This window comes from Curtobacterium salicis (assembly GCF_011759505.1).
In the GTDB taxonomy this organism is placed as follows: domain Bacteria; phylum Actinomycetota; class Actinomycetes; order Actinomycetales; family Microbacteriaceae; genus Curtobacterium; species Curtobacterium salicis.
Genome location: NZ_JAAOYO010000001.1, coordinates 637,526 through 661,662 on the forward strand (window position 1 = coordinate 637,526; position 24,137 = coordinate 661,662).

26 protein-coding genes and 1 other RNA gene are annotated in these 24,137 nt (G+C 72.8%); 9 read left to right on the forward strand and 18 right to left on the reverse strand.

From position 1 onward, the window contains the following. Positions 1–32 precede the first annotated feature (32 nt). The gene (gene glnA / locus E9228_RS03020; RefSeq protein WP_111073267.1) at positions 33–1,370 is read right to left on the reverse strand and encodes a type I glutamate--ammonia ligase; all 1,338 of its coding nucleotides are present in this window, start codon (positions 1,368–1,370) and stop codon (positions 33–35) included. A gap of 57 nt (positions 1,371–1,427) precedes the next feature. Beyond that, a complete protein-coding gene (locus E9228_RS03025) occupies positions 1,428–1,613 on the reverse strand; it encodes an SPOR domain-containing protein (protein WP_166779096.1) in 186 nt (61 codons plus the stop codon). Positions 1,614–1,763: 150 nt separating this feature from the next. Between E9228_RS03025 and map the strand changes: the two genes are divergently transcribed. The 3 genes from map to rnpB all read left to right on the forward strand — a co-directional run bounded on the left by map (position 1,764) and on the right by rnpB (position 4,088). Next, positions 1,764–2,627 (forward strand): type I methionyl aminopeptidase, encoded by an 864-nt coding sequence (map, locus tag E9228_RS03030; protein ID WP_166779097.1) that lies wholly within the window; start codon positions 1,764–1,766, stop codon positions 2,625–2,627. Positions 2,628–2,697: 70 nt separating this feature from the next. Beyond that, positions 2,698–3,450 (forward strand): polyphosphate--glucose phosphotransferase, encoded by a 753-nt coding sequence (gene ppgK, locus E9228_RS03035; protein ID WP_166779098.1) that lies wholly within the window; start codon positions 2,698–2,700, stop codon positions 3,448–3,450. 277 nt (positions 3,451–3,727) lie between these two features. After that, positions 3,728–4,088, forward strand: an RNA gene (gene rnpB, locus E9228_RS03040) — RNase P RNA component class A. A gap of 199 nt (positions 4,089–4,287) precedes the next feature. Here the strand turns inward: rnpB and E9228_RS03045 are convergent. From E9228_RS03045 to E9228_RS03080, 8 genes are all read right to left on the reverse strand, one after another. Continuing rightward, entirely contained in the window at positions 4,288–5,022 is a 735-nt protein-coding gene (locus tag E9228_RS03045) for a zinc ribbon domain-containing protein (RefSeq protein ID WP_166779099.1), read from the reverse strand. 2 nt (positions 5,023–5,024) lie between these two features. Further along, positions 5,025–5,858 carry a Nif3-like dinuclear metal center hexameric protein gene (locus E9228_RS03050; RefSeq protein ID WP_166779100.1) on the reverse strand — a complete coding sequence of 278 codons (834 nt, stop codon included), beginning with the start codon at positions 5,856–5,858 and terminating at the stop codon, positions 5,025–5,027. Between the two features lie 38 nt (positions 5,859–5,896). Then, a complete protein-coding gene (locus E9228_RS03055) occupies positions 5,897–6,973 on the reverse strand; it encodes a hypothetical protein (protein WP_166779101.1) in 1,077 nt (358 codons plus the stop codon). Between the two features lie 131 nt (positions 6,974–7,104). Then, positions 7,105–8,064, reverse strand: a complete 960-nt coding sequence (locus E9228_RS03060; protein ID WP_166779102.1) for a helix-turn-helix domain-containing protein — start codon at positions 8,062–8,064, stop codon at positions 7,105–7,107. Positions 8,065–8,130: 66 nt separating this feature from the next. Beyond that, complete coding sequence (locus tag E9228_RS03065) at positions 8,131–8,559, reverse strand: ATP-binding protein (RefSeq protein ID WP_166779103.1); 429 nt, start codon at positions 8,557–8,559, stop codon at positions 8,131–8,133. Next, complete coding sequence (locus E9228_RS03070) at positions 8,550–8,888, reverse strand: STAS domain-containing protein (RefSeq protein WP_111073258.1); 339 nt, start codon at positions 8,886–8,888, stop codon at positions 8,550–8,552. The genes E9228_RS03065 and E9228_RS03070 overlap by 10 nt, the downstream gene beginning before the upstream one ends. Before the next feature lie 108 nt (positions 8,889–8,996). Further along, positions 8,997–11,654, reverse strand: coding sequence for a phosphoenolpyruvate carboxylase (locus E9228_RS03075; RefSeq protein WP_166779104.1), 2,658 nt, complete (start codon positions 11,652–11,654; stop codon positions 8,997–8,999). A 113-nt stretch (positions 11,655–11,767) separates the two neighbouring features. Continuing rightward, positions 11,768–12,436 carry a biliverdin-producing heme oxygenase gene (locus tag E9228_RS03080; protein ID WP_166779105.1) on the reverse strand — a complete coding sequence of 223 codons (669 nt, stop codon included), beginning with the start codon at positions 12,434–12,436 and terminating at the stop codon, positions 11,768–11,770. Between the two features lie 75 nt (positions 12,437–12,511). Between E9228_RS03080 and E9228_RS03085 the strand changes: the two genes are divergently transcribed. After that, entirely contained in the window at positions 12,512–13,426 is a 915-nt protein-coding gene (locus tag E9228_RS03085; protein WP_166779106.1) for a siderophore-interacting protein, read from the forward strand. Positions 13,427–13,463: 37 nt separating this feature from the next. After that, positions 13,464–14,039, forward strand: a complete 576-nt coding sequence (locus E9228_RS03090) for a GIY-YIG nuclease family protein (RefSeq protein ID WP_166779107.1) — start codon at positions 13,464–13,466, stop codon at positions 14,037–14,039. Positions 14,040–14,055: 16 nt separating this feature from the next. Here the strand turns inward: E9228_RS03090 and E9228_RS03095 are convergent, their stop codons facing one another. The 3 genes from E9228_RS03095 to E9228_RS03105 all read right to left on the reverse strand — a co-directional run bounded on the left by E9228_RS03095 (position 14,056) and on the right by E9228_RS03105 (position 16,332). Further along, a complete protein-coding gene (locus tag E9228_RS03095) occupies positions 14,056–15,036 on the reverse strand; it encodes a hypothetical protein (RefSeq protein ID WP_166779108.1) in 981 nt (326 codons plus the stop codon). A gap of 71 nt (positions 15,037–15,107) precedes the next feature. Next, positions 15,108–15,788 carry an RES family NAD+ phosphorylase gene (locus E9228_RS03100; RefSeq protein WP_166779109.1) on the reverse strand — a complete coding sequence of 227 codons (681 nt, stop codon included), beginning with the start codon at positions 15,786–15,788 and terminating at the stop codon, positions 15,108–15,110. Then, positions 15,775–16,332 carry a hypothetical protein gene (locus tag E9228_RS03105; protein ID WP_166779110.1) on the reverse strand — a complete coding sequence of 186 codons (558 nt, stop codon included), beginning with the start codon at positions 16,330–16,332 and terminating at the stop codon, positions 15,775–15,777. Before E9228_RS03105 ends, E9228_RS03100 begins: the two co-directional genes overlap by 14 nt. A 194-nt stretch (positions 16,333–16,526) precedes the next feature. Here E9228_RS03105 and E9228_RS03110 point away from each other — a divergent pair, with 194 nt between their 5' ends. Further along, complete coding sequence (locus E9228_RS03110) at positions 16,527–17,495, forward strand: acetylxylan esterase (RefSeq protein WP_166779111.1); 969 nt, start codon at positions 16,527–16,529, stop codon at positions 17,493–17,495. Between the two features lie 31 nt (positions 17,496–17,526). Here E9228_RS03110 and E9228_RS03115 read toward each other — a convergent pair whose 3' ends face one another. Beyond that, entirely contained in the window at positions 17,527–17,778 is a 252-nt protein-coding gene (locus E9228_RS03115) for a DUF4287 domain-containing protein (protein WP_166779112.1), read from the reverse strand. A gap of 49 nt (positions 17,779–17,827) precedes the next feature. After that, positions 17,828–19,141: a reverse transcriptase domain-containing protein gene (locus E9228_RS17275; protein ID WP_208385452.1), complete on the reverse strand. Its 1,314-nt coding sequence runs from the start codon at positions 19,139–19,141 to the stop codon at positions 17,828–17,830. Between the two features lie 235 nt (positions 19,142–19,376). Here E9228_RS17275 and E9228_RS03125 point away from each other — a divergent pair, with 235 nt between their 5' ends. Both E9228_RS03125 and E9228_RS03130 read left to right on the forward strand, forming a co-directional pair. Further along, positions 19,377–19,889, forward strand: coding sequence for a heme-degrading domain-containing protein (locus tag E9228_RS03125; protein WP_166779113.1), 513 nt, complete (start codon positions 19,377–19,379; stop codon positions 19,887–19,889). After that, entirely contained in the window at positions 19,886–20,323 is a 438-nt protein-coding gene (locus tag E9228_RS03130) for an HIT domain-containing protein (protein WP_166779114.1), read from the forward strand. Before E9228_RS03125 ends, E9228_RS03130 begins: the two co-directional genes overlap by 4 nt. Before the next feature lie 86 nt (positions 20,324–20,409). On the opposite strand, the gene E9228_RS03135 is transcribed toward E9228_RS03130, so the two are convergent. Beyond that, positions 20,410–21,081 (reverse strand): copper resistance protein CopC, encoded by a 672-nt coding sequence (locus E9228_RS03135; RefSeq protein WP_166779115.1) that lies wholly within the window; start codon positions 21,079–21,081, stop codon positions 20,410–20,412. A 57-nt stretch (positions 21,082–21,138) separates the two neighbouring features. Here E9228_RS03135 and E9228_RS03140 point away from each other — a divergent pair, with 57 nt between their 5' ends. Next, a complete protein-coding gene (locus tag E9228_RS03140; RefSeq protein WP_166779116.1) occupies positions 21,139–22,131 on the forward strand; it encodes a hypothetical protein in 993 nt (330 codons plus the stop codon). Here E9228_RS03140 and E9228_RS03145 read toward each other — a convergent pair. Together E9228_RS03145 and E9228_RS03150 are read right to left on the reverse strand one after the other, a co-directional pair. Beyond that, complete coding sequence (locus E9228_RS03145; RefSeq protein WP_166779117.1) at positions 22,128–23,117, reverse strand: YwqG family protein; 990 nt, start codon at positions 23,115–23,117, stop codon at positions 22,128–22,130. The genes E9228_RS03140 and E9228_RS03145 overlap by 4 nt on opposite strands. Positions 23,118–23,173: 56 nt before the next feature. Continuing rightward, the gene (locus E9228_RS03150; protein ID WP_166779118.1) at positions 23,174–24,133 is read right to left on the reverse strand and encodes an SDR family NAD(P)-dependent oxidoreductase; all 960 of its coding nucleotides are present in this window, start codon (positions 24,131–24,133) and stop codon (positions 23,174–23,176) included. Positions 24,134–24,137: the final 4 nt, after the last annotated feature.

Below are 24,137 nucleotides of genomic sequence, written 5' to 3' on the forward strand. Positions count from 1 at the left end.
GTGCGCTCCCGTGGTGTGTCCTGACCGGAGGGTCAGAGCATGCCGAGGTTCGTGTCCAGCTCGAACGGGGTGACCTGGTCGCGGTACCGCTTCCACTCCTGGCGCTTGTTGAGGAGCACGAAGTTGAACACCTGCTCCCCCAGGGTCTCGGCGACGAGCTCCGAGTCCTCCATCAGGGACAGTGCGTGGTCGAGGCTCGCGGGCAGCTGGCTGTAGCCCAGGGCCTTGCGCTCCGAGTCGGACAGGCTCCAGACGTTGTCCTCGGCCTCGGCGGGGAGCTCGTAGCCCTCCTCGATGCCCTTGAGGCCCGCGGCGAGCAGCAGCGAGTACGCCAGGTACGGGTTCGCCGCCGAGTCGATGCCGCGGTACTCGATGCGGGCGGACTGGCCCTTGTTCGGCTTGTACAGCGGCACGCGGACGAGCGCGGAACGGTTGTTGTGGCCCCACGTCACGAAGGACGGGGCCTCGTCGCCACCCCAGAGACGCTTGTAGGAGTTGACGAACTGGTTGGTGACCGCGGTGATCTCCGGCGCGTGCTTGAGGACACCGGCGATGAACTGCTTGGCGGTCGGCGAGAGCTGGTACTCGCCGCCGGGCTCGTAGAACGCGTTCTGGTCGCCCTCGAAGAGCGAGACGTGGGTGTGCATCCCCGAGCCGGGCTGCCCGGAGAGCGGCTTCGGCATGAAGGTCGCGTAGACCCCCTGCTCGATCGCCACCTCCTTGACCACCGTGCGGAACGTCATGATGTTGTCCGCCATCGTGAGCGCGTCGGCGTACCGGAGGTCGATCTCGTTCTGGCCGGGTCCGGCCTCGTGGTGGCTGAACTCCACCGAGATGCCGAGGTCCTCGAGCATCCGGACCGAGCGGCGACGGAAGTCGTGGGCGCTGCCGCCGGGGACGTTGTCGAAGTAGCCGGCCTGGTCGACGGGCTTCGGTCCGCCGTCCTTCCAGTCGCGGTCCTTGAGCAGGTAGAACTCGATCTCGGGGTGCGTGTAGAACGTGAACCCGCGGTCGCTCGCCCGTGCGAGGGTGCGCTTCAGCACGTTGCGGGGGTCGGCCACGGCGGGCTGCCCGTCCGGCGTGGTGATGTCGCAGAACATCCGCGCGGTGGGGTCGATCTCGCCGCGCCAGGGCAGGATCTGGAACGTCGAGGGGTCCGGGTGTGCGAGCACGTCGGCCTCGTACGAGCGGGTCAGGCCCTCGATCGCGGAGCCGTCGAACCCGATGCCCTCGGCGAACGCGCCTTCGACCTCAGCCGGCGCGATGGCGACCGACTTGAGGGTGCCGATGACGTCGGTGAACCAGAGTCGGATGAACTTGATCCCGCGCTCCTCGATGGTGCGGAGCACGAAGTCCGTCTGCTTGTCCATGCACGACCTTTCCGAGTTCAGCTGGTCGGGTCCACGACCGTTGTCACAGGCTAGTGGTCAACCTTCCGTGTCTGCGGCGTCGGCGCGCTCGTTGTTGGCCTGGATGCGGTCCAGGGCGTGCGCGGCCTCGTCACGGGTGGCGAAGGGGCCGATGTGGTGTCGGTTCGTCGACTTGAGGCCCTGCTCCACCTCGCCGGTCTTGTCGTTGTACCACCACTGGGATTCGATGCGCTCGTCGGTCATGGGGCCGACCGTACCCGGGCGGGCCCGGGGCGTCCGCGCGCCGGGGCGTCCGGGCTGGCTGGGAGGTGTCCGGGCTGGCCGGGGCGTGCGGGGCTGGTTGCCCGGCCGGGAGGCGGCGGTCGGCTCCGACACGCCGCTAGAGTGGAGCGCATGCCCCGGGACGAACACGGACACCTCACCGCCGGCCGCATCTCCCCGCAGCGGCCCGTCCCGAAGGACATCGAGCGCCCGGAGTACGTCGGCAAGGTCGAACCGCACGAACACGGGCTCGGTGACACGTACACCCCGGACGAGGTCGAGCGGATCCGCACCGCGGGCCGCATCGCCTCGCAGGCCATCGACGCCGTCGGTGCGGCGATCCGCCCGGGTGTCACGACCGACGAACTCGACCGGATCGGCCACGAGTTCGTCGTCGGCCACGGCGCCTACCCCTCCACGCTCGGCTACCGCGGGTACCCGAAGTCGCTCTGCTCCTCGCTGAACGAGGTGATCTGCCACGGCATCCCCGACGACACCGTGCTGCAGGACGGCGACATCGTGAACATCGACATCACGGCGTACAAGGACGGCATGCACGGCGACACCAACCGGACCTTCGTGGTCGGGCAGGCGGCGCCGGAGGTCCAGGACCTCGTCACCCGTACCGAAGAGGCAATGCACCGCGGCATCCGCGCCGTCGCCCCGGGCCGGCAGGTCAACGTCATCGGCCGGGCCATCGAGTCGTACGCCAAGCGCTTCGGCTACGGGGTCGTCCGCGACTACACCGGGCACGGCGTCGGTCGGGCCTTCCACTCCGGGCTGATCATCCCGCACGTGGACGACGCCCGCTACGACACCGTGATCGAGCCCGGCATGGTGTTCACGATCGAGCCGATGCTGACGCTCGGTGGCATCGACGCCGACATCTGGGCCGACGACTGGACCGTCACCACCCGCGACCACTCGTGGACGGCGCAGTTCGAGCACACGCTCCTCGTGACCGAGCGCGGCACCGAACTCCTCACCGTCTCCTGACCACCCGCGGCACGCCCGACCCCGGGACCGTGTCGGACACACTCGTCACCTACGGAAGGCACCGCTCCCCATGACCTCACTCGCAGTCGGCGTCGACATCGGCGGAACAGGCATCAAGGGCGCGATCGTCGACACGGCGACCGGCGAACTCACCACCGACCGGATCAAGAAGGCGACTCCGGAGGGCGGCAAGCCCCAGGACATCGTCGAGGTCGCGAAGTCGATCCTCGACGACCTCTCCCCCGCCTCGGACGTCCCGGTCGGCGTGTGCTTCCCGGCGATCGTTCGCGACGGCAAGACCATGTCCGCGGCGAACGTGTCGAAGAAGTGGATCGGCTTCGAGGCCGAGGCGCTCTTCGAGAAGGAGCTCGGCCGCTCGATCCACTTCGTCAACGACGCCGACGCCGCCGGGTACGCCGAGCAGCAGTTCGGGGCCGCGAAGGGCCGCGACGGACTCGTCATCATGACGACGCTCGGCACGGGCATCGGCACCGCCCTCATCAACGACGGTGTGCTCATCGTGAACGCGGAGCTCGGCCACCTGGAGATCGAGGGCGTCGACTACGAGACGAAGGCGTCCTTCGCCGCCAAGGAGCGGGACGACCTGACCTGGAAGCACTGGGCGAAGCGTCTGCAGAAGTACTACTCGCGACTCGAGGCGCTGCTGTCCCCCGAGCTCTTCGTCGTCGGTGGTGGCGTGTCGAAGCAGTACGAGGAGTTCCTGCCGCTGCTCGACCTGCAGGCGGAGATCATTCCCGCGACACTCCGCAACAACGCGGGCATCATCGGCGCGGCGACCCTGGCGGCACGCAGCTCCCGCTGACCCGGCCCGACCTGCGCGGCTCGTCCGGCGTAGCGGGCGCCTGCCTGCTGCGCGCCGACCGGGCTGCGCGCCGTCGGGGCAGGACACGCCGCCTGCCCCTCGCCGAGGGGTCGCGACACCCCGCGTGCTCCTCGCCGCGATGCCGCGATTCGCGCCTCTCGGCGCCCGAGAAGGACGAATCGTGACCCCTCGGCGGGCGGCGCGAATCGGACCCCTCGGGGGGCGGCGCGCGGGGTGTCAGGCGGAACGAGCGGGCCGCTACACTCGTCTGAGCGAACGGGTCGGTGAGACGGTCGCGTCACTCCCCCGGGAGTGCCGAGGAACGTCCGGGCTCCACAGAGCAGGGCGGTGGGTAACACCCACCCGGAGCAATCCGCGAGACAGTGCCACAGAGAACAGACCGCCGGCGGTGACGTCGGTAAGGGTGAAACGGTGGTGTAAGAGACCACCAGGGATCCGGGTGACCGGATCTGCTCGGTAAACCTCGCCCGGAGCAAGGTCAGACAGAGGACGCTGAGGCTGCTCGCCGAGTCCTCGGGTAGACCGCTGGAGGCCGACGGCAACGTCGGTCCGAGAGAGATGGCCGTCACCGCGACCTCGGTCGCGGGACAGAACCCGGCGTACGGCCGGCCCGTTCGCCCCAGACCGTACGACGACGACAGCCCGGCACCGCGAGGTGCCGGGCTGTCGTGTCCACGGGGGCGTCTCGGCGACCGGGAGGCACGCGACCGGGAGGCACGCGGCCAGGCCGCACCGCGCCTCCCGTCCGGCGCTCCGCGACGCCCGCATGATCGCCGGACGCCGCGGAACGCACGAGGCGCAGCTGGCCCGCGCGACCTACAGGCCGGACTCGGCCGTCCGCACCAGGATCGCGTCGCTGTCCGGGCAGAGCACGACGTCGTCGGGCGCCGCGGCCCGGATCGATGCCAGATCGGAGTTGTTCAGCGCCACGCCGGACGCCGTCGACACGCCGCCCTGCAGCAGCGACGCTCCGAAGCCGTAGCGAGCCCGCTGGCGCTCGTACAGCGCGAGGAGGTCGGCCGGCACCTTCGCGGCGACGTCCGCTCGGGACTGCACGGCGGCGACGCGGTCCTTCTCGAACCGGGCGATGCCGTCGTCGCGGACACCCGTCAACCGTCCGCGCTCGGCGTCGATGTCGGCGAGCTGCTTCTCGATGTCGCCGACCCGCGCGCGGAGACGGTCGAGCGTCTCCATCACCTCGAGCTCCTGCGTCTCGAGGTCGTTCGTCCGGCGGTTCAGTGAGTCGAGCTCGTTCTGCAGGCCGGCGGCGTCCTTCGCGTTGCCGACGTTCTGCAACAGCGTGGTGTCGCGCTCGATGCGTGCCCGCGCGGTCGCGGTGTCCGACTCGAGGCGGGCCAGGTCGCGCTCGGCGTCCTCCACGTCCCCCGTGGCGGCGGCGAGCTGGCTGCGCAGACCGGCGGCGCGGGTGCCGAGCTCGGTGAGGTGCTCGCCCTTCTGCAGGGAGCTGATCCGGTGTGCCAGCCGGGTGATGTCGTTGTCGAGTCGCTGGACGTCGAGCAGGATGGCCTGGTCCTCGGGTGCTGCCTTCATGGTCAGGCTCCTTCGTTGGGGGCGGATGGCAGGACGGCGAAGTCCCACGGGTCGGTTCGGAGGTCGCTCACGGTGACACGGACCCCGGCGGCGGCGCGCAGCTGTTCGGCGGCGACGTCGAGCCAGAGCCACTCGGTCGCCCAGTGCGAGGTGTCGATGAGCGCGGGGCCGTCGGACACCATCGCCTGCTCCCGGAACTCGGAGGCCGGGTGGTGGCGCAGGTCGCTCGTGACGTACACGTCGGCGGCTCGGACCTCGGGGTTGTCGAGGTAGGCGTCGCCGGCACCCGCGCAGAGGGCGACGGTGCGGACGGGCCGGTCGTACTCCCCCGACACGCGGACCCCGGTCGCGGTGGCGGGCAGGACGTCGACGATCCGCCGGGCGAGGACACCCAGGGGCACGGGTTCGGCGAGGACACCGACCCGGCCGATCCCGGTGACGCCGTCGGCCGCGGGGTCGAGCGGGCGCTGCTCCTGCAGTCCGATCCGGTCCGCGAGCACGGCGGAGGTGCCGGTGGTGACGACGTCGGCGTTCGTGTGCGCCGCCACGAGCGCGCACCCACCGCGGACGAGGGTGGCGAGGACGGAGCCCTTGTACGTGGACTCGTCGATCGTGGTCACGCCGCGCAGCAGCAGGGGGTGGTGTGTCAGGAGCAGGTCCGCCCCGGCGGCGACCGCTTCGCGTGCGGTGTCCGGCACGGCGTCGACGGCCAGGTGGACGTGCTCGACCACGGCGTCCGGATCACCCGAGACGAGGCCGACGGAGTCCCAGGACTCCGCCCCGGCCGCCGGCCACAGTGACTCGACGACGGACTGGAGTTCTCGGAGCGTCGGCATCCCGTCAGTGTACCGAGACGCCGGTGCCGGACCGGGTCTCAGCGACGGCCGACGAGGTGCAGCAGGCGGGCCACGAGACGCGACCACCAGCCGGTCGGAGCGGTCGACGCGGCGTCGGCACGGGCCTCCTGGTCGACAGCGTCCACGACGTCCGTCGCGACGCTGTCGTCGGTGGCCTCGGGGGCGGCGACCGGCGCGGCCACCGGGACCGCGACGGAGACGACCGGCTGCTCGCCGGTGTGGGCACGCAGCACGGCGGCGAAGGCCTCGCGGTCGATGACCGTCGGACCGGTCGCCGGCTGGACCAGCGGCGTCGGCCGGCCGGACGCCGGGACGGGTGGGGAGGAGGGCGACACGGTCTGGAGGCTCGACACCGGTCGGACGGCGACCTGCGGTCCGTCGGTGGTCGCCGTGGCGTCGGCCTGGTCCGCTGCGGACAGGTCGACCGAGACCGGCTCGGCGACCGCACGGTGCGGCGCCGGCAGGAGCGGACGCACGGCGCCGAGGCGCACGGGTGAGGTGGCCGCGCGGCGCAGGGCGGCCCGCTCGCGGCGGTCGGCCTCGAGCGCGGCGTCGGCGAGCAGGTCGGCGAAGACCTCGCGGGCGAAGGCGCGGGCACCCTCGACCTCGGCGTCGGTGCTGTCGGCGACGACGGCCTCCCACGCGGCCAGGCGGGCCAGGTCCTCGTCGCGGACGCGGACCTCGTCCTCGAGGAGGTCGATGCGCTCGATCGTCGTGCGACCGCTCGAGGCGTCGAGTGCGACCGCGAGGTCGTCGAAGCGGAGGGCGAGCCGCTCGGGCGGCTCGGGGAACGACGGGGCGCAGACGGCGACGTGACGGGCGCGGTCGCGGCGGAAGGCACGGTCGTCACCGGTGACCGAGGCGGTCCCGACGACGGAGGCGGTGTCGACGACGGCGATCGCGACGGTGTCGGCCGCGGGCTCCTCGACGTCCACCGTGGGCAGCACGGGGCGGCGGACCGGACCGGTGACCGGCGGGACGACGAGGTCCGCGAGGTACGGCGACCGCGTGGCCGGGGCGTCGCGCAACCACTCCTCGAGTTCGCGACCGAAGGGGTCCACGAGGGGCGTGCGTGCTCCGGACTGCGTCTCCATGTGAGGAGTATGAATATCGCGCGTCCGATCAGCGCGGACATCCGCGGAGTGTCGCGGCATCCGGTGGCATGTCGCCCGGAGCCGAGCGGCGTGTCGCCGGGCCGGGACGGCTCGGTGACCCGTCGAGCGCGTCAGCTGTGGAGGGTGTCGCGGGGGTACTCGTTGAAGCGCCGCGCGTACGCGGCCGAGAACCGACCGAGGTGTGCGAAGCCCCACTGGACGGCGACGCTCGCGACGGTGGTGTCGGCGGGTGTCCCGGCACGCAGTTCCTCACGGACGCGGTCCAGGCGGATCCCGCGCAGCAGGGCGTTCGGGGCGACGCCGATCTGCCGCTGGAACGCCTGCTGCAGGCCGCGGACGCTCAGTCCGACGTGCTCGGCGACGTCGGTCGTGGTGATCGGCGTGTGGGCGGCGGCGTGCATGTACTCGACCGCGGTCCGGACGCGTCCGGTGGCGCCCGCCGGCAGCGGGACCTGCTTCGTGGCGATGCGGTGCGGGAACGTGCTGAGGAGCGCCAACGCGGTGCGACGGGCGGTGTCGGCGAGGGCGAGCACGGACACCGGGGTGTTGCCGAGCACGATGCGGGAGGCCTCCTGCACCTGGTGGTTCCAGGCGCGCACGGCCTCGGCGCCGGGGACCGCCGTGTGGTCGAACACCAGGGTGCCGGGCTCGGTGCCGTAGGCCTCGGCAGCGATGCGTTCGAGGAAGGTGCGGTCGAACTGCACCACGCTCTGTCGCACGTCGGCCAGGTCGAAGCGGTAGGGACGTCCGACCGGGAAGACCACCGGGCGACCCGGTGCGAGGGCGACCTCGTCACGACCGACGTCGAGCACGCCGCCACCGTCGGTCACCCAGGCGACGCTGATCTGGTCCGCGGGGTCGACCTCGCCGACCATGCGCGCGTCGAACCGGGTGGACCGCAACGACACCGTCCGGTCCCCCACCGTGCGGAAGCGGTACCCGAAGGCCCGCTCGGTCCGCTCGGGCAGGAAGCCGGAAGCTTCGTAGGCCTGCTCGAACATCGACCGGGCGGCGTCGAGGTCCGACCCGGACGTCTCGAAGACGGTCCGGGGGTCCATGGTGGCGGTCATCTCGGGAATCGTGGCATGCACCGCGGGATCTTCATGCATCTGGATGGACCTGACGCGGGAAGCGGCTCACACCGCGCGGGTGGACTTCCGGACGGTCCAGCGGTTCTCGTCACCGTGGCGGTCGTACCGGAGCTCGTCGACGACCATCTGCACGAGGGCGAGGCCACGGCCACTCTCCGCCATGTCGTCCGGCAGGGTGGCACCGGCCACGTCGACGGACGCGGGGCGACCGTCGTCGGTGATCCGGGCCTCCAGTGCGTCGCTGGCGACCGCGAGCGTCAGCGAGCACGTGAGCGGGACACCGGCCGTGGCGTGCTCGATCACGTTGGACGCCAACTCGATGATCGCGAGTTCGAGGGCCATCCGGTCCTCGACGCTGACGGCGGGCTCGGCCGTCCAGACGTCACTGAGGAAGTCGTGCACCGAGGAGACGTCGTCGGGCGGCGACGCGAAGTCCAGCCGGTGCTCGCCCACGACGGCCCCGGTCAGACCCATTCGCGGACGGCTTCGTCACCGTCGGCGTAGCTGCGGAGGATCTTGTCGATGTTCGACAGCTTCAGCACCATCGCGACCTGCTCCGACGGTGCGGCGATCCGGAGGTCACCACCGGCCTGCCGAGCGGTCTTCAACGCACCGACGAGCGCGCCGAGGCCCGACGAGTCGAGGAACTCGACCCGCGACAGCTCGACGGCGACACGAGGACGACCGCCCTCGATGACCGTCGCGACGGTCTCGCGGAAGGCGGGCGCCGAGACCATGTTGAGGCGGCCGGAGCACTCCAGCACCGCCGCTTCCGTTCCGGCTTCGTGTACGACGATGTCCATTGTGTGTGGGGCCCCCTCGAGAGTCTGCGCGTGCCTCATCGGAGGCTAACGGGTCCGGACGACCGGCGGAACAGGACGCGCTGGCGTCCGTGCCCCCGGTCCGGGGGATCACCCCGTGTTCTGCAGGCCGGCGGCGATGCCGTTCACCGTGAGCAGGAGCAGCCGGTGGTCGGCGTCGGTCGTGTCGGAGCTGCCGGACGACCGGATCGCCCGGAGCGCCCGCAGCTGCAGGTGCGACAGGGCGTCCACGTACGGGGAGCGCAGGCGGACGGCCCGCGCGAGCACCGGTCGGTCCTCGAGCACGTCCTCGGCGCCGCTGATCCGCAGCACCCACGACCGGGTCCGGTCCATCTCGTCGAGGACCTTCTGCCCGAGGTCGCCGCGGTCGGCGAGTGCGAGGTAGCGGCGGGCGATCTGCACGTCGGTCTTCGCCAGCGACATCTCGACGTTCTTGACGAGCGCGGCGAACAGCGGCCACTCGGCAGCGGCGGTGCGCAGCAGGTCGAGGTCGCCGACGGCTTCGAGCGCCGAGCCCAGGCCGTACCAGCCGGCGAGGTTGATGCGGGCCTGCGTCCAGGAGAACACCCAGGGGATGGCCCGGAGGTCCTCGAGCGACTCGACGCTCAGGCCACGCCGGGCCGGACGGGACCCGAGCGGCAGGAGCCCGAGTTCCTCCATCGGGGTGACGCGGGCGAACCACGGCGCGAAGCCGTCGGCCTTGACGAGGTCGTAGAAGGCGGCGCGCGAGACGTCGTCGAGCTGCTGCGCCAGGTCGGCGAAGCGCTCGGCGGCCGCTCGGGTGCGGGCTTCGTTCGACGGCGACGACGCGAACAGCGTGGCCGAGGCCATCTGCTCGAGGTGCCGGGCCGCGATGTCCTGGTCGCCGTACTGGGCGAAGATGACCTCGCCCTGCTCCGTGAGCTTCAGGCGTCCGTCGATGGACCCCGGCGGCTGCGCGAGCACGGCCTCGTTCGCGGGCCCACCACCCCGGCCGAGCGATCCACCGCGACCGTGGAACAGCGTCAGTTCGACCTCGTGCGCGGTGGCCCACGACGCGATCCGTGCCTGGGCGTCGTACAGCGCGAGGTTCGCCGACACCGGGCCGACGTCCTTCGACGAGTCCGAGTAGCCGAGCATGACCTCGAGCCGACGCCCGGTCGCGGCCAGGCGACGCTGGAACGGCTCGGTGCGGACGGCTTCCTCGAGGATGTCGACGCTGGCGTGCAGGTCGGCGAAGGTCTCGAACAGCGGGATGACGTCGAGCACCGGGGCGGCCTCGACCGACCCGAGCGCGGCGACGGCGAGCTCGTGCACGTTCGCCAGGTCCTCGGCGGACTGGGTGAACGAGACGATGTACCGGCTGGCCGACCGGACACCGTAGCGGCGCTGCAGGTCGGCGACGGTGCGGAAGACGGCGAGGACCTCCTCGGTCATCTCGCTCCGGTCTCCCCCGGCACGGATCTCGGCGAGGGCCGTGCGGTGCACCTGGGAGTGCTGGCGGATCTCCAGCTCGGCCAGGTGGAACCCGAAGGTCTCGACCTGCCACACCAGGTTCTGCAGTTCGCCGTTCGCGGCGCGGAGGGCACCGGCGGCGGTCAACGAGGCCTGGACGACGTGCAGGTCGGCGAGCAGTTCCTCCGGCCCGCGGTACGCCAACGGCTGGTCGTCGCGGCGGGTGGCGTCGATGCGGGCGGCGATGAACAGCAGCGCCCGACGGTGCGTCTCGGTGGGCGCGCGGATGCCGATGCGCTCGGCGACGTCGGGGTCGAGCGACTCCTGTGCCGCGACCAGCGCGGTGAGGCCGGCGTCGCCCGGGGTGTGGTCGGCGTCGAGCGTCAGGGCGCTGCCGATGCGCGTGGCGGCACGGGTCAGCCCGAGCAGGATGTGCTCCGCGGCGATCTCGGCGGCCTGACGCGTGACGTCGGCGGTGACGTGCGGGTTGCCGTCGCGGTCCCCGCCGATCCACGTGCCGAAGCGCACGAACGCCGGGGCCTGCACGGGTGCGCGGCCGGCGTCGTCGCCCTGCAGCCGGTCGTCGAGCAGGCGGTACACCTGCGGCACGATCTCGAACAGGGTCTGGTCGAACACGCTCATGGCGGTCCGGACCTCGTCGAGTGGGGTCGGGCGGGTCGTGCGGAGCGGAGAGGTGCGGAGGAGCGTCGCGATCTCCTCGAGGAGACGGCGCTCGTTCTCGGCCCGGGCGGTCGCGTTCTTCGTGCGGTCGCGCTCGTCGATGAGGTCCGTGATGCGCCGGACGCCCGTGGTCACCGCACGACGGCGGGCCTCGGTCGGGTGCGCGGTGAGGACCGGGTGGAACCGCAGTCCCTCGAGACGGGCTGCGGCTTCGTCGGCACCGACCTGTTCGACGAGCTCGACGAACGTCGCCGGGAACGAGTCCCCGGGCTGCCCGCCGTCGTCGCCGCGTGCGCGGAGGACCCGGACACGGTGGTGCTCCTCGGCGAGGTTGACCAGGTGGAAGTACGAGGTGAAGGCGCGGGCGACCTCTTCCGCACGCTCGGCGGAGAACGTGGCCACCACCGCTTCGGCGCGGGTGGCTCCGTCTTCGTCGGTGCCCTCGTACGCGTCGATGACCGCCTGGCGGAGCGACTCGACGTCGCGCAGCAGGTCGTCACCGCCGGTCTCGCGGAGCACCCGCCCGAGCAGGTTGCCGAGGTACCGCACGTCAGCACGCAGGTCGCTGTCGACCGCTCCACTGACGTCGTCACGCGCGCGTCCGAAGCGCGTCGAACCGTCGATCGCCGTCATCTCGTCCTTCCCGGGTCGGTCCGGGCTGTCCCGGCGTTGCAGCAGCGTACCGGGCGTCGACGTCACGTGACGACGACCGTCCGGACGGCCCGGTAGACCGTCGCGACTCGCGCTCAGGCGGGGTCGGCGAGGACGGACGGCAACCGCATCCCGTCCACGGCGGCGAGGAGGCCGGCGTCGAGACGGTAGGCCAGCTCGACCTCCGCGATCACCCGCTCCCGCTCGTCGTCGCTCCACGGCGCCGCGTCGAGTTCGAACCGGTACGTGTCGGTGAACGCAGCCGGGTCCGCGACCTGGTCGAAGATCCAGAGCAGCACGCCGTTGGTCTCGAAGCCGAACTGGTCGGCGAGCAGGCGTCCGATGGCGTGGCCGCCGGTCAGGTCGCCGAGGTAGCGGGTGTAGTGGTGCGCGACGAAGCCTCCGGGCCAGGTCGCGGCGACCTCGTTGAGCCGTCGGACGTAGGCGGTCGTCGCGGGCAGCGGGGTGAGCAACTCGTCCCAGTCCGGGCCGACCAGGTACTCCAGGTCCGCGCGGATGCCCGGCATGCGGGTCAGTCGGCTGGTCACGAACGGGGCGGCGACCGGGTGGTCCGCCATCCGGTCCGCCGCGCACTCGAGGGCGTCGTAGACGAACGCGTACTGCCCCAGGAGCGTCGCGTAGTCGGCGACGTCGCACCGGCCCTCGACCAGGTCGTGCATGAAACCGTGGCCGGCGGAGACCCCGTGCGAGCGCCGCGTCCGGACCCGCAGGGCCTCGGAGAACGGGACGACGTTCGTGCTCATGAGGTGAGGCTAACCTCACAAGGTGTCCGTCGTCACCCTCCGACGGGAAGATGCAGGAAAGGAGCTCGTCCGACGATGAGCCCGAAGCCGAACCGCCCGCAGCACGTCCTGGTCGTCGACCGCACCGAGCGCCTCACCCCGCACATGGTGCGCGTCCACCTCGGCGGCACCGGGTACGACGCGTTCGTCGAGCACGCCGACCCCGACCGTCTCGCCACCACCGACAAGTACGTCAAGCTCATGCTCCCGCAGCCGGGCACGGGCCTGGAACCGCCGTACGACCTCGACGCCCTCCGTGCCACTGTGCCGAAGTCAGACCTGCCGTCGCGCCGCACCTACACCGTCCGTGCCGTCGACCCCGTCGCGCGGACCATCGCGATCGACTTCGTCGTGCACGGCACCGACGGGCTCGCCGGACCCTGGGCCGCCGCGGCCCGCCCGGGCGACCGCGTCGCCCTCTCCGGCCCCGGTGGCGGCTGGGCGCCCTCCACCGACCCGGAGGTCACGCACGTGCTGCTCGGCGACGACAGCGCCCTGCCCGCGATCGGTGCCGCCCTGGAGGCCATGGTCCCCACCGCCACGGGTGTCGCCCTGGTCGAGGTGGCCGGCCCCGCCGACGAGCAGCCGCTCGTGCACCCGACCGGGGTCGAGCTGCGCTGGCTGCACCGCGACGCGGCCGGTGCGGAGCCGGGCACGCTGCTGCTGGCGGCGACCCGGGAGCTGACCCGTCCCGATCCTCGGGCCCTCGGCCGTCACGCCGCTCCGCCCGCTCCGGAGCGCACCGGCGGCGGCGACCGGGGGCCGGGTGCGGTGCGGGTCTTCGCGCACGGCGAGCGGGCCGCGGTGAAGGCGATCCGTCGGGTGCTGCAGGACGACTGGGGACTCGACAAGGCCGACCTGTCCCTGTCCGCGTACTGGGCGCTGGGACGCGCCGAGGACCGGTTCCAGGAAGAGAAGCGCGAACCGATCGGTGTCGTCTTCGACGACTGACCAGGCCGCGTCGGTGGCCGTCGGTAGCGTGCCGCGCATGGTCCGGTCGGAGAGCCCTGCACGCTGCTGCGTCCCCGGCTGCGTGCGGGTCATCGCCCCCGACGCGCCGGTGCCGCTCTGCACCGGCCACGTGGCGCTCGTCGGTGAGTTCGCCGCTGAACACGTCGGGGTCGAGGACGTCCTGCCCGGACCGTGCCTGGTCTGCGGCGGCCGGATCGGGGTGCGGTTCCCCTCCGGCTCGGTGTGTGCGGTGTGCGAGTGGCGCTTCGGTGACGTGCCGGACGGCGAACTCGGGGCGCCGCGGGTCGACGTCGTGTACTACCTGCGGATGCGCGACGACACCGGCGACCGGATCAAGATCGGCACGACCGCGAACCCGCGGCAACGGCTCGGTCGGATCGCCCACCAGGACCTGCTCGGGTTCGAGCGCGGCGACCGCGCCCTCGAGCGGCAGCGACACGCGGAGTTCGCCGGCACGCGCTACCCCGGCACCGAGTGGTTCCGGGTGACGCCGGAGCTCCTGGCGCACGTCGCCGTCGTGGCCGCCGGCGTGCCGGACCCGTGGGCGCTGCACACGCGGTGGATGAGCGAGGCGCTGGCGCTCCGGTCCTGATCGAGGTCGGCGGCCGTCAGCGTGCGTAGGCGTCGACGAGCAGCGGACCGCGGATCTCGCGCAGGACGTCGACCAACCGGTCGATCGTGCGACCGGACACCCCGGACTCCTGCAGGTCCCACGGCCCGAGCACCGGCAGACGACCCGTGCGGATCCGGACGACCTCCCACCCGACGGCACGGGTGGCGCGGTCCTTCCGACGGTCGGACTCCTCACGCGAGCCGACGTGCTCGAGCCCGTGCCGACCGGTGGAGTCGTACTCGATCGCGACGCGGAGCTCCGGCAGGATGATGTCCGGCCAGACCTCGACGTGCTCGTGGAAGGGCCGGTCGAGGCGGATCGCGGTGTGCTCGAACGTCAGGTCGAGACGGTCGCGCAGCCCGGCGCGGAGCTCGGCCTCGACCGCCGAGGCGGGTGCCGGCGCGCACTGGCTGACGAACGACTCCCCCGACGGCAGCCGCGGCGTCTTCGGGCAGATCGTCCGGGGCGCGGCCGTCCGGGTGCTGCGCCCGCGACCGGCGCTGCTGCCGGCGCGGGTGCGGGTGGGCGTGCGTCGGGACGAGGCGACGGCGCCACCCGGCAGGCCGCGTGCGGGCGCTGCGGGCAGGGTCTGTCGCCCGCTCGAGCGGACGGCCCGCTGCGGGACCGGGACGGCGGACGGCCAGTCCTCGGGCAGCACCGGCCAGCGCTGCGGCTGCGCCAGCACGGCACACTCCGGGCACCACACCGACCGTCGACGCTCACGGCCGGGTCGGGAACGCTGCTCGGTCGGGGTGGCGACGAAGACGTGTCCGACATCGCACTCCCACGTCAACAGCACGTCGGCGGCGGGTGGGATCTGGGTGAGGACGACGCCGGCGTTCCAGTCCGGGTGGTACTGGCGCACGAGGACGGGCCAGGACGCCCACTCGGCACGGAACTCGCCCACGGCGTACGGCACCGGGACGCCGCGCGACCACTGCCGCCGGCGCCACCACGCATCCACTGGTTCGGCCACGACCCGCACGGTAGGACGAGCCACCGACAGCAGCGGCGCCGGGTCCCCCAGCGCGGCGGTACCGGGTCCCCTCAGCGCGGCGGGGTGACGAACGTGAACCGCTCGGGTCCGGCCTGCGAGCCGTCCTCGAGCACCCGGATGCCGGACTCCCGACAGGCCGCGATGCCGTCACGGTGCACCCGTTCGGGTCGGGGCTTCCGGGGGATGCCGGCGTCACCGAAGACCGCCCACGCGTTCGCCGCGGCGGCGCTGGTGAAGCGGGTGCTGTAGCGGACCCCGGCGAACCCGGCCGCGTCGAACGCCCGCGCCCAGGCCTGGGGCACGCGGTAGTCCACCATCGTCTGCAGCTCGGCGCCGACCCCGGAGCGGACGGCGGCCGGGTCGGTGACGTCCGCGAACCGTCGACCCCGCGAGGCCCGGGCCGCCACGACGACCATCTCGCGCGCCCGGGCGGCGAACACGGTGTTCGTGGTGAGGGTGTGGTGTGCGAGCCGTTCCCGCACGGCGACCTCGACCGAGTCCGCCCAGTAGCAGGTGCCCCGCGGGTCGGCGAGGTCGAACCGGCCGCCGTCGACGCCGTCGGCATCGGCGGGCGTCGACGCGAACCACCACGCCCCGCGGTCGTGTCGCTTCGCCCGGTAGAAGGTCGTCCCCCGCGACTCCGTGGCCGGGAAGCCCGTCAGGTCGACGTCGGGAGCCGGGCCCTGCTGGGCGACCTCGGTCCGCGCCGGTCCCCGCTCAGGCGTCGGCATGCCAGGCGTGCGCGGCTCGGCGGGCGGCGATGAGGACCGGTTCGACCCGGCCGTCACGGAGCGCCTGGGCGGCCGTCGTCCCGCCGAACTCGTCGGCGACGGTGTTGAGCCACAGCGCACTGCCCCACGGGTCGATGCCGTCGCGGTCGATCAGGTCGAGCACCTGACGCAGGTGCGGGAGCGGCGTGCCGGTCCGACCGAACTGGAACGCGGGGAAGACCCGGGTGCCGTCGCCGATCTTCAACCCGATCAGGTCGCGCTTCTGCGTGGCCTTGTGGATCGCCTGGCGGGTGACGCCCCGCCAGTTCGCCAGCGAGGCAGTGTCGTAGAAGGGGCCGATCAGTGCGTCGGCCTCGTGCTTGACGGTCGGCAGCGCGGCGAGCATCCGCTCGGCCAGTGCGTCGACGTCCGCGGTGTCGGTGAGGGCGGCGTCCGCCTCGCCGAGCCGGATCCGGTCGGTCAACGCCCGCAGGAGCGCGGACTCGGCCGGGCTGAGTTCCTCCGCCGCGGTAGCGGCCCGTGTGCGGTGCAGTGTCGATTCCATCAGGACTCCTCTCGACAACCGTGTCAACCTCACGGTACTCCTGTATCGACAACCGCGTCAACCGCCGGACGGGAGGCGCGGTGCGTGACCGGTGCCGTGCCTCCCGTCCGGCACGCGCGCACCGCACCGCGTCGGCGCGGCCGCTGGCGGGACAGGGCCTACCGCCCGGTGGGACGTCGTGGCAGGGTCGGAGCGTGTACACCGACATCACCGGACCGGACCTCACCTCGTACCGCGGCAGCGTCGCCGAGCCGGACGACTTCGACGACTTCTGGCGACGCACCCTCGCCGCAGCCCGCGAGCACCCGATCGCCGTGCAGGCCGATCGGGTCGACACGGGCCTGACCACCGTCGACACCTACGACGTCTCGTTCGCCGGGTGGGACGGGCAGCGCATCGCCGGGTGGCTCACCGTCCCCGCCGGCAGCGGTCCCGACGCACCGCTCCCCGCCGTCGTCGAGTACATCGGGTACGGCGGTGGCCGGGGCCTGCCCACCGAGCGGCTGCTCTGGGCCTCCGCCGGCGTCGCGCACCTGCTCATGGACACCCGCGGGCAGGGGTCGGGCTGGGCCACCGGCGACACCCCGGACCCGGACGGCACCGGGCCGTCGATCCCCGGGGTCATGACGCGCGGCATCGAGTCACCCGAGACGTACTACTACCGGCGTCTCACGACCGACGCTGTCCGGGCCGTCGACGCCGCGCGGGACCTCGACCTGGTCGACGGTGACCGGATCGCGGTCCTCGGCGGCAGTCAGGGCGGCGGGCTGGCGATCGCCGTCGCCGGGCTGGTCGAGGGGCTGGCCGGCGTCTTCCCGCGCGTGCCGTTCCTCTGCGACCACCGGCACGCGACGCAGATCACCGACGCGTACCCGTACCACGAGCTCGTCGACTACCTGGCGACGCACCGCACCGCGACCGACCGGGTGTTCGGCACGCTCGCCTACTTCGACGGCGTGCTGCACGCGGCCCGCGCGAGTGCCCCGGCGTGGTTCTCGGTGGCGCTGATGGACCCGATCTGTCCGCCGTCGACCGTGTACGCGGCATACAACGCGTGGGCGGGCCCGAAGGAGATCACCGTCTGGGAGTACAACGGCCACGAGGGCGGTGGTCCGCACGAGGACGCCGACACGCTCCCCCGACTGCGCGAGCTGTTCGGCTGAGGCGCCACGGGCCACGGCGACCGCGGATCCGTCAGCGAGCGAGTGCCTGCTTGACGTACGCGACGACCGCGTTCGCGTGCCCGTGGCCCAGGCCGTGCTCGGACTTCAGCCACGCGACCACGTCCATGTGTCGGTGGTCGTCCAGGCGCTCGGCCGCCAGGTCCAACCAGTCCTGCACGGGCCGACCGTACGTCGTCGCGATGCTCGGGAAGTACGACGCCGGTCCCTTCGGCTTGCTGCCGTCTGCCGGCGGTTCCGGGGCGGTCACGCGGTGCTCGCTCATGGCGTCACGGTAGCGACCCGGCGTGCCCGGCGGAAGCTCCCGGTCCCGGTCACCAGACGATGCGCGCGAACTCCTCGCGGAGCCGGTCCGCCCGGGCCGGGTGCACCTGGGCGACCCAGCCGATCCGGCCGAGCAGGTGCGCCCGGAAGTCCGCGTGCCCGCCGCGGTCCTGCGACGCCGGTCCGTGCACCACGCAGTTGTGCAGGACCGCGTGCAGCCGGTCCACCTCGCGGCGCCCGGGGGCGGTCCGTTCGTTGACGACCACGCCGGTCACGGACTGGCGGACGCCGGCACGTCGGACCCGGGTCTTCCGCGCGTTGATGCGGTACCCCTGGTCGGTGACGATCCGCTCCACCCCGCGGAGGAACGCATCCGGTCGACGCGCCAGCTCGACACCGCCGCTGAAGGTCAGGTCGTCGGCGTACCGGGTGTAGGCCGCTCCGACCGACGCCGCCCAGCCCGCGAGTCTCGTGTCGAGGTGTCGCAGGACGGTGTTCGCGAGCGCCGGCGAGGTCGGCGCACCCTGCGGCAGGTGGGACGCGGCGAGCACCCGGCGCAGTGCGGCCCGCTCGGCCGGACCGCCCCCGGCCGGCATCGCGGTGAGGACGTGCGGCGGCACCCGGTGCGTGCAGAGTCCGGTGAGGACGTGCGCGAGCGGCTCGGCGAACCCGGCGTTCCGGAACACGCCGTACACCGACGCCGCGCGGACACTGGCGAAGAAGGTCGTGAGGTCCGCCGACACCACCACCTGCTGACCGACGTGGACGGCAGCGCCCGTGACGACGCTGCGGCCGGGGACGAAACCGTGCGCCGCGTCGTGCACCGGCAGCACCGCGAGCAGCTCGTCGAGCACGGTGCGCTGCGTCCGGCGGAGCAGGTCCATCGGCTTCTCGAGCAGTCGCGGCGTCCGTCCGGGACGACGTACCCACTCGTGCCGGTGGTGGTGGAGCGGACTGGCGGGCCCCGGTCGCCGGTTCCACCCTCGGGTGTCGGCGAGCCAGAGCAGCCGCCCGACGGTCACGTCGAGTTCCCGTGCGAGTTCGGGCAGCGTGTCGACGAGCAGTCGGCTCGGCACGGTCGGGACCGCCTGCACCGGGACGGCACGTCGGAGCAGCACCCGCACCGGTCGACGGTCGCGCCGCGCGTCGTGCAGGCGCACCAGCGGCGGGGACCCGGCCAGGACCGCGGCCAGCTGGCGGGGCGCACCGACGGGAGGCCGTGGGTACGTCTCGAGAGCCGCCCGGACCGCGAGCCCCACGTACGCACGCTCCAGGCCGACGACGTCGTACCCGGCGGCGGTCAGGTGGTCGGCGTCCCAGGCGTCCGCGGCGAGGAACGCGTCGCCCAGTGCCGTGGCGACCACGTCGAGGGGCGTGGGGTTCCCGGGGGACCTGTCGGTGCCTCCGTGAGGGCGAGCGCGCGGAGCGCGCCGTGCCTCTCGGGGCGTGTGGTCCTGCTGGTACTGCGTGCCCCGGGGTGACCCCGGAGAGGTCGGCGCGGCACGCGCGCCGTCCGCCTCCCCCGGGAACTCCACGTGCCCACCATAGGAGGAAGCCGCTACGGTGACGAGCGACACCGCCGTCCCTGTGAGGAGCACCATGCCCGACACCACCGGAGCCCGCTACCGCGATCTGCCGACCGACGAGAAGCTCGCCGTGCTGCTCGCCGAGGAGCGCGAACTCGACCACGACGCGTTCGACCTCGACGACGCCTGGGCGGTGGGCTCGTGGTTGCGCACCACCGCCCTCGAACGCGGGCTCGGCGTCGGCTTCTCGGTGTCCTTCGGCGAGCAGCGCGTCTTCCACGCGGCGACGCCGGGGTCCGCCGCGGTCAACGACGCCTGGCTCGACCGGAAGTTCCGCGTGGTCCGGCACTTCGCGCACAGCACGCTGGCCGTGCGGACGCAGTACGAGCTCGGCGGGTCCTCGTTCGACGAGGCTGCAGCGCTCGACCCCCGGCAGTACCAGGCGGCCGGTGGTGGGTTCCCGCTGTTCGTCCGCGGCAACCTCGTCGGCGCCGTCGGTGTCAGCGGCCTCGAGATGCACGACGACCACGCCCTCGTGGTCGAGGCGCTGCGTGCCCACCGCGCACGCGGCGACGAGCGCGCGTGACGGGGACGGGCCCGGCGGACGACTGCGTCTTCTGCCACCTCATCGAGCACGACGACCAGGGCACGGTCTGGGTCGAACGCGAACCCGACGCCGTGGCGTTCCGTCCGCTGCCGGAGTCGGAACTCGCTCCGGGACACACGCTCGTGGTCCCGCGGGAGCACGCCACGGGCCTGCTGGACGTGTCCCCGGACGCGCTGCGGGCGACGACGTTGCTCGCGCAGCAGGTCGGGCGGGCGATGCGTGCTGCGCTCGGAGCGACCGGGGTCGTGGTGCTCAGCGCGACCGGTGTCGACGCCGGCCAGAGCGTGCCGCACCTGCACTTCCACGTCGTGCCGTGCTGGCCGGACGACGGGGTGCTGCGGTGGCCGGCGACGCGGTCGGCGCACGTGGTGGACGGAGACGCGTCGGCGATGCTCGCGGAGATGTTCGAGTGACGGCAGACGGGCGACAGCCGGAACTGGTCGAGGTGGAGGCGGTGGCCGCGGTCCTCGACGCACCCTGACGCGTCAGACCGACCGGGTCAGTCCTCGGTGGGGGCCGCTCGCCGGCGACTCGCCAGGACCGTGACGACGCCGAGGACCACGACGAGCGCGGCACCGCCGATCACCCAGGGCAGCGGGCCGGACGATGGGTCCTCGGCGGTCCCCGCGGCGATGTCGGCGACCGGTGCCGGCGTGGGCGTGACCGACGTGCCGGACGACCCACGGGCCTCCCGGCTCGCGCTCGGCGAAGCAGTGGACGTGGTGGTGGCGGTGGGTGCGGCGACCGCGGGCTGCGCGGCGTGCACCGTGAACGCGACCTGCCCGTCGATCGGGTGACCGTCCGGCGAGACGTACCGCCAGAGCATCGTGTGGGGGCCGGCGGACAGGTCGACCCGCTTTGACATCGTCGTGCCGTCGACGGTGACGTCCCCGGTCGACTCGTCCTGCCCGGCCTGGTCGCGGACCTCGATGCGGAGGCCCGCATCGAGTCCGGCGAGGGGCGCCTCGGTGAACGTCAGGTCCACCTGGCGCAGGTCGTCCACCACGACGGCTCCCTCGGCGGGCGTGCTGCCCGTGAGACCGGAGTGCGCCGACGCCGGTGCCGCGGTCGCCAGGCCGGCGAGGACGGTGGCGAGACCGACCAACGAGCCGAGGGTGCGGCGGAGGGTCGGCGTGGTCCTGGTGTGGCTGCTGATTGCGGTCGATGACACGAATCGACCCTACGGGTGGACGGATGACAGACCGGGCGCGCCGGTAGGGTCCGACGGGTGGGGAACCAGCTGACACTGCTCATCCGTCCGGGCTCGGCCGACGAGGCACGGGCGGTGACCGCGGCTGCGTCGGAGGACCTGACCGCCGTCACCGGCACGTGGGACGTGCAGAACCTCCTGCCGTTCCTCTGGGTCGGGCTCGTCCCCACGACCGCGTGGGACGCCCATGTGGCGCGGCTCCGGAGCGCGGTCGAGCACGACGACGACCCGGACGCGTCGGTGACCGACGTGGTCGTCGACTGGCGGGAGGCCCAGGCTGCGTTCGAGCGTCGGCTCCCGACCGTCGCCGCGGTCTGGCCCGAGGTCGACGAGCCCGCCCGTGCCTTCCTGGCGGACGTGGCCTCGGTCGCCGAGCGCACCGAACACGCCGTCGTGCACCTGGCGCTGGACCAACTCGTCGCCATGTCCTGGGGCGATGCCGAGGACGTCGGACAGTACGTCGACGAAGTCCGCCGCGAGGCATCGAACTGGGACGAGCCGTCCGCCGTGCCGCCCGTCTCGCCGCTCACGGACCTGGCGTCGGCACTGGCCCTCGCGGAACCGGACCGGTCGTTCCTGCTCGGCGGCGAGTGGACCTTCGGCGGCTCACCGGCGCCCCGCAGCCGTCCCCCGCTGCTGCCGGCCGCATCCGCACTGACGGTGGGCGCGGACGCTCCGACGGTCGCGGGAGATACTCCGGTCGTCACCGGCTCCGGTCCCCGGTACGACGCCCACGGCGACGACCGGTGGGAAGCGGCGGCGCTCAGGGAGGCCCAGCGCCGGCGGCAGCGTCTCGCTCGTCTCGCAGCCACCCCGGCGTGGTGGTGGATGCTCCCGGTGTCGCTCATCACGGGTGTCGCCGGGGTCCTGCTCGCCGCAGCCGTGACCCAGGAGACGCCCGTCGCGCTCGGTGTCGGCGCTGCGGTGGTCGTCGCCGTCTGGGTGCTGTGGGGACTGCGGCGGCGTGCGCTGGAGCGCCTGCTGGACGAGGACGTCCGGCGGAACGCCTAGGAGCACTGCCAGAGGACCGCAGCCCGCTGCCCGTCCGAGAACACGTAGGCGCACCCGCCGTCACCGAAGTCGAACTCGAGCGGACCGGACTCGATCGAGGCGACGAAGCGCAGGCCGTCCGGGGTCTCGTCGTCCTGGATCCAGTCGGGTTCGCCGCCGTACTGCCCGGCGAACCACACGTCGTCGGGCACACCGAGCTGCTCGTCCTCGTCCGACGGGGTGGTCGCCGCGGCGAGGCCGAGCAGGTACTCGTCGTCGGTGACCGGCGGCCATGCCGGTTCCGGGTCGTCGGGGTCCCCGTGCGGCGATGCCGGGTACTCGGCGAGCCGGAGGTCCCGGCCGCGGAACACGAAGGCCGCGTTCGCCCCGGAGTCCGCTTCCCACGAGGCACAGGTGCCGGGGTCGAACTGGCAGACGAAGACGGAGACGAGCGTTCCCTCGTGTTCGATCTGTGCGGTGAACTGCATCGGTTCACCGTGGTGCCGGCACTCGGGCCACACGAAGTCCTCGGGCACCGCGGGGAGCCCGCCGATCCGCGTCGCTGCGATCGGTGCCGGCACGGAGGAGCGGTAGGCGCCGAGGACCGCGACCGCGCCGGCTTCGAGGGCTGCCGCCGTCGCGCGAGCGTCCCCGGCAGCAGGTGGGCGGTCGGCCGCGATCGGCGTCGTCGACGACGCTGGCCGCGCGGTCGGCGGGCCCGTGACCGTCGGGACGGCGGCGTGGACCGTGTTGACCAGTCGACGAGCAGCCCGCCGCCGCACGGTCCAGTGCACCAGGTGCACGACGACCAGAGGCGGCAGGGTGACGAGCGCGGCACGGCCGAACGCGGGACCGACGTCCACGTGCTCGAAGGCGTTCCACCAGATCGCGAGCGCCAGGAAGCCCAGCCCGAACACCGTCCAAGCGAGGACGAGGGCCGCAGCCCATGCCGACCCGCCCCGGCCGTGCACAGCGACCTCGTCCCCCTGCGCATCGTGACCGTCCATCAGTGCCCCTCCCGCCCGATCCCAGCACAGTACCGGGATCGGGAGGGGCGACGACGTCAGCGGCGACCGCGGCGCACGACGAGCGTGACGAGCCCGGCCAGACCGAGCCAAACGAGCGGCCGGGTGACCCGGCGGCGCTTCGCGACCCAGCCGCCGTCGGTGGCGTTGCCGGCGTCGTTCGGCGCGTAGAGGTTGCCGTCCGTCGGTGCCTGGTGCCCGCGCAGCGCGAAGATCTCCACCGCGGGCGTGGTGATGCGGTGGAACAGCCACGGCACGGCGAACTCGGCGATGACGAACGAGGCCTGCAGACGGCCGACGTAGCGGTTCCGCTTCGGGTGCACGGCCTGCGCGACGACGGCCTTCGCGGCACGCTGCACGGAGACGGTGGGCGGCAGCGGGTGCGAGGCCTTGTCGGTGTAGTTCGCGCCGTTCTGGTAGATCGGGGTGTCGATCGTCGACGGCAGCACCGCACCGAAGCGGATGCCGGTGCCCTGGTGCTCGTCGGCGAGGACGTCGATCAGCCCGAGGGCGGCGTGCTTGCTCGTCACGTACGCGGACTGGTACGGCGCCGAGAGCAGCGACTGGATCGACCCGACGAGGACGTAGGTGCCCGTGCCCTGCTGCTTCCAGTGCGGCAGCAGCGCCTTGACCGCGTGGACGTGGCCGTGCAGGTTCGTGTCGACGACGCGCTTGAACGCCTCGGTCGGCGTCTGCTCGAACAGGCCGTACACGAAGAGCGCCGCATTGCCGACGAAGACGTCGATGCGGCCGAAGCGCGCGGTGACCGTGGCGACGAGGTCGTTGACCTGCCGCTCTTCGGCGACGTCGGTCGGGATCGCGATCGCTTCGACGCCGAGCGCGCGGCACTCGGCGGCGGCGGCCTCGAGGCTCTCCGTCCCGCGTGCGGCGAGGACGAGCGTGGCGCCCTGCTTGGCGAACTCGTGCGCAGCTGCGCGGCCGATGCCGCTCGATGCTCCGGTGATGACGACGACCTTGCCGCGGAAACGATGACCCATGCGT

Excerpts from the sequence above, each read along its gene's own strand:
- E9228_RS03065 (WP_166779103.1), bottom strand. The coding sequence starts at position 8,559 with ATGGGTCTGACCGGGGCCGTCGTGGGCGAGCACCGGCTGGACTTCGCG.
- E9228_RS03090 (WP_166779107.1), top strand. The coding sequence starts at position 13,464 with ATGGTCCGGTCGGAGAGCCCTGCACGCTGCTGCGTCCCCGGCTGCGTG.
- E9228_RS03045 (WP_166779099.1), bottom strand. The coding sequence starts at position 5,022 with ATGAAGGCAGCACCCGAGGACCAGGCCATCCTGCTCGACGTCCAGCGA.
- E9228_RS03150 (WP_166779118.1), bottom strand. The coding sequence starts at position 24,133 with ATGGGTCATCGTTTCCGCGGCAAGGTCGTCGTCATCACCGGAGCATCG.
- E9228_RS03085 (WP_166779106.1), top strand. The coding sequence starts at position 12,512 with ATGAGCCCGAAGCCGAACCGCCCGCAGCACGTCCTGGTCGTCGACCGC.
- E9228_RS03115 (WP_166779112.1), bottom strand. The coding sequence starts at position 17,778 with ATGAGCGAGCACCGCGTGACCGCCCCGGAACCGCCGGCAGACGGCAGC.
- glnA (WP_111073267.1), bottom strand. The coding sequence starts at position 1,370 with ATGGACAAGCAGACGGACTTCGTGCTCCGCACCATCGAGGAGCGCGGG.
- E9228_RS03025 (WP_166779096.1), bottom strand. The coding sequence starts at position 1,613 with ATGACCGACGAGCGCATCGAATCCCAGTGGTGGTACAACGACAAGACC.
- E9228_RS03060 (WP_166779102.1), bottom strand. The coding sequence starts at position 8,064 with ATGACCGCCACCATGGACCCCCGGACCGTCTTCGAGACGTCCGGGTCG.
- E9228_RS03145 (WP_166779117.1), bottom strand. The coding sequence starts at position 23,117 with ATGGACGGTCACGATGCGCAGGGGGACGAGGTCGCTGTGCACGGCCGG.
- E9228_RS03100 (WP_166779109.1), bottom strand. The coding sequence starts at position 15,788 with ATGCCGACGCCTGAGCGGGGACCGGCGCGGACCGAGGTCGCCCAGCAG.
- E9228_RS03080 (WP_166779105.1), bottom strand. The coding sequence starts at position 12,436 with ATGAGCACGAACGTCGTCCCGTTCTCCGAGGCCCTGCGGGTCCGGACG.
- E9228_RS03055 (WP_166779101.1), bottom strand. The coding sequence starts at position 6,973 with ATGGAGACGCAGTCCGGAGCACGCACGCCCCTCGTGGACCCCTTCGGT.
- E9228_RS03075 (WP_166779104.1), bottom strand. The coding sequence starts at position 11,654 with ATGACGGCGATCGACGGTTCGACGCGCTTCGGACGCGCGCGTGACGAC.
- E9228_RS03050 (WP_166779100.1), bottom strand. The coding sequence starts at position 5,858 with ATGCCGACGCTCCGAGAACTCCAGTCCGTCGTCGAGTCACTGTGGCCG.
- E9228_RS03105 (WP_166779110.1), bottom strand. The coding sequence starts at position 16,332 with ATGGAATCGACACTGCACCGCACACGGGCCGCTACCGCGGCGGAGGAA.
- E9228_RS03125 (WP_166779113.1), top strand. The coding sequence starts at position 19,377 with ATGCCCGACACCACCGGAGCCCGCTACCGCGATCTGCCGACCGACGAG.
- map (WP_166779097.1), top strand. The coding sequence starts at position 1,764 with ATGCCCCGGGACGAACACGGACACCTCACCGCCGGCCGCATCTCCCCG.
- ppgK (WP_166779098.1), top strand. The coding sequence starts at position 2,698 with ATGACCTCACTCGCAGTCGGCGTCGACATCGGCGGAACAGGCATCAAG.
- E9228_RS03070 (WP_111073258.1), bottom strand. The coding sequence starts at position 8,888 with ATGGACATCGTCGTACACGAAGCCGGAACGGAAGCGGCGGTGCTGGAG.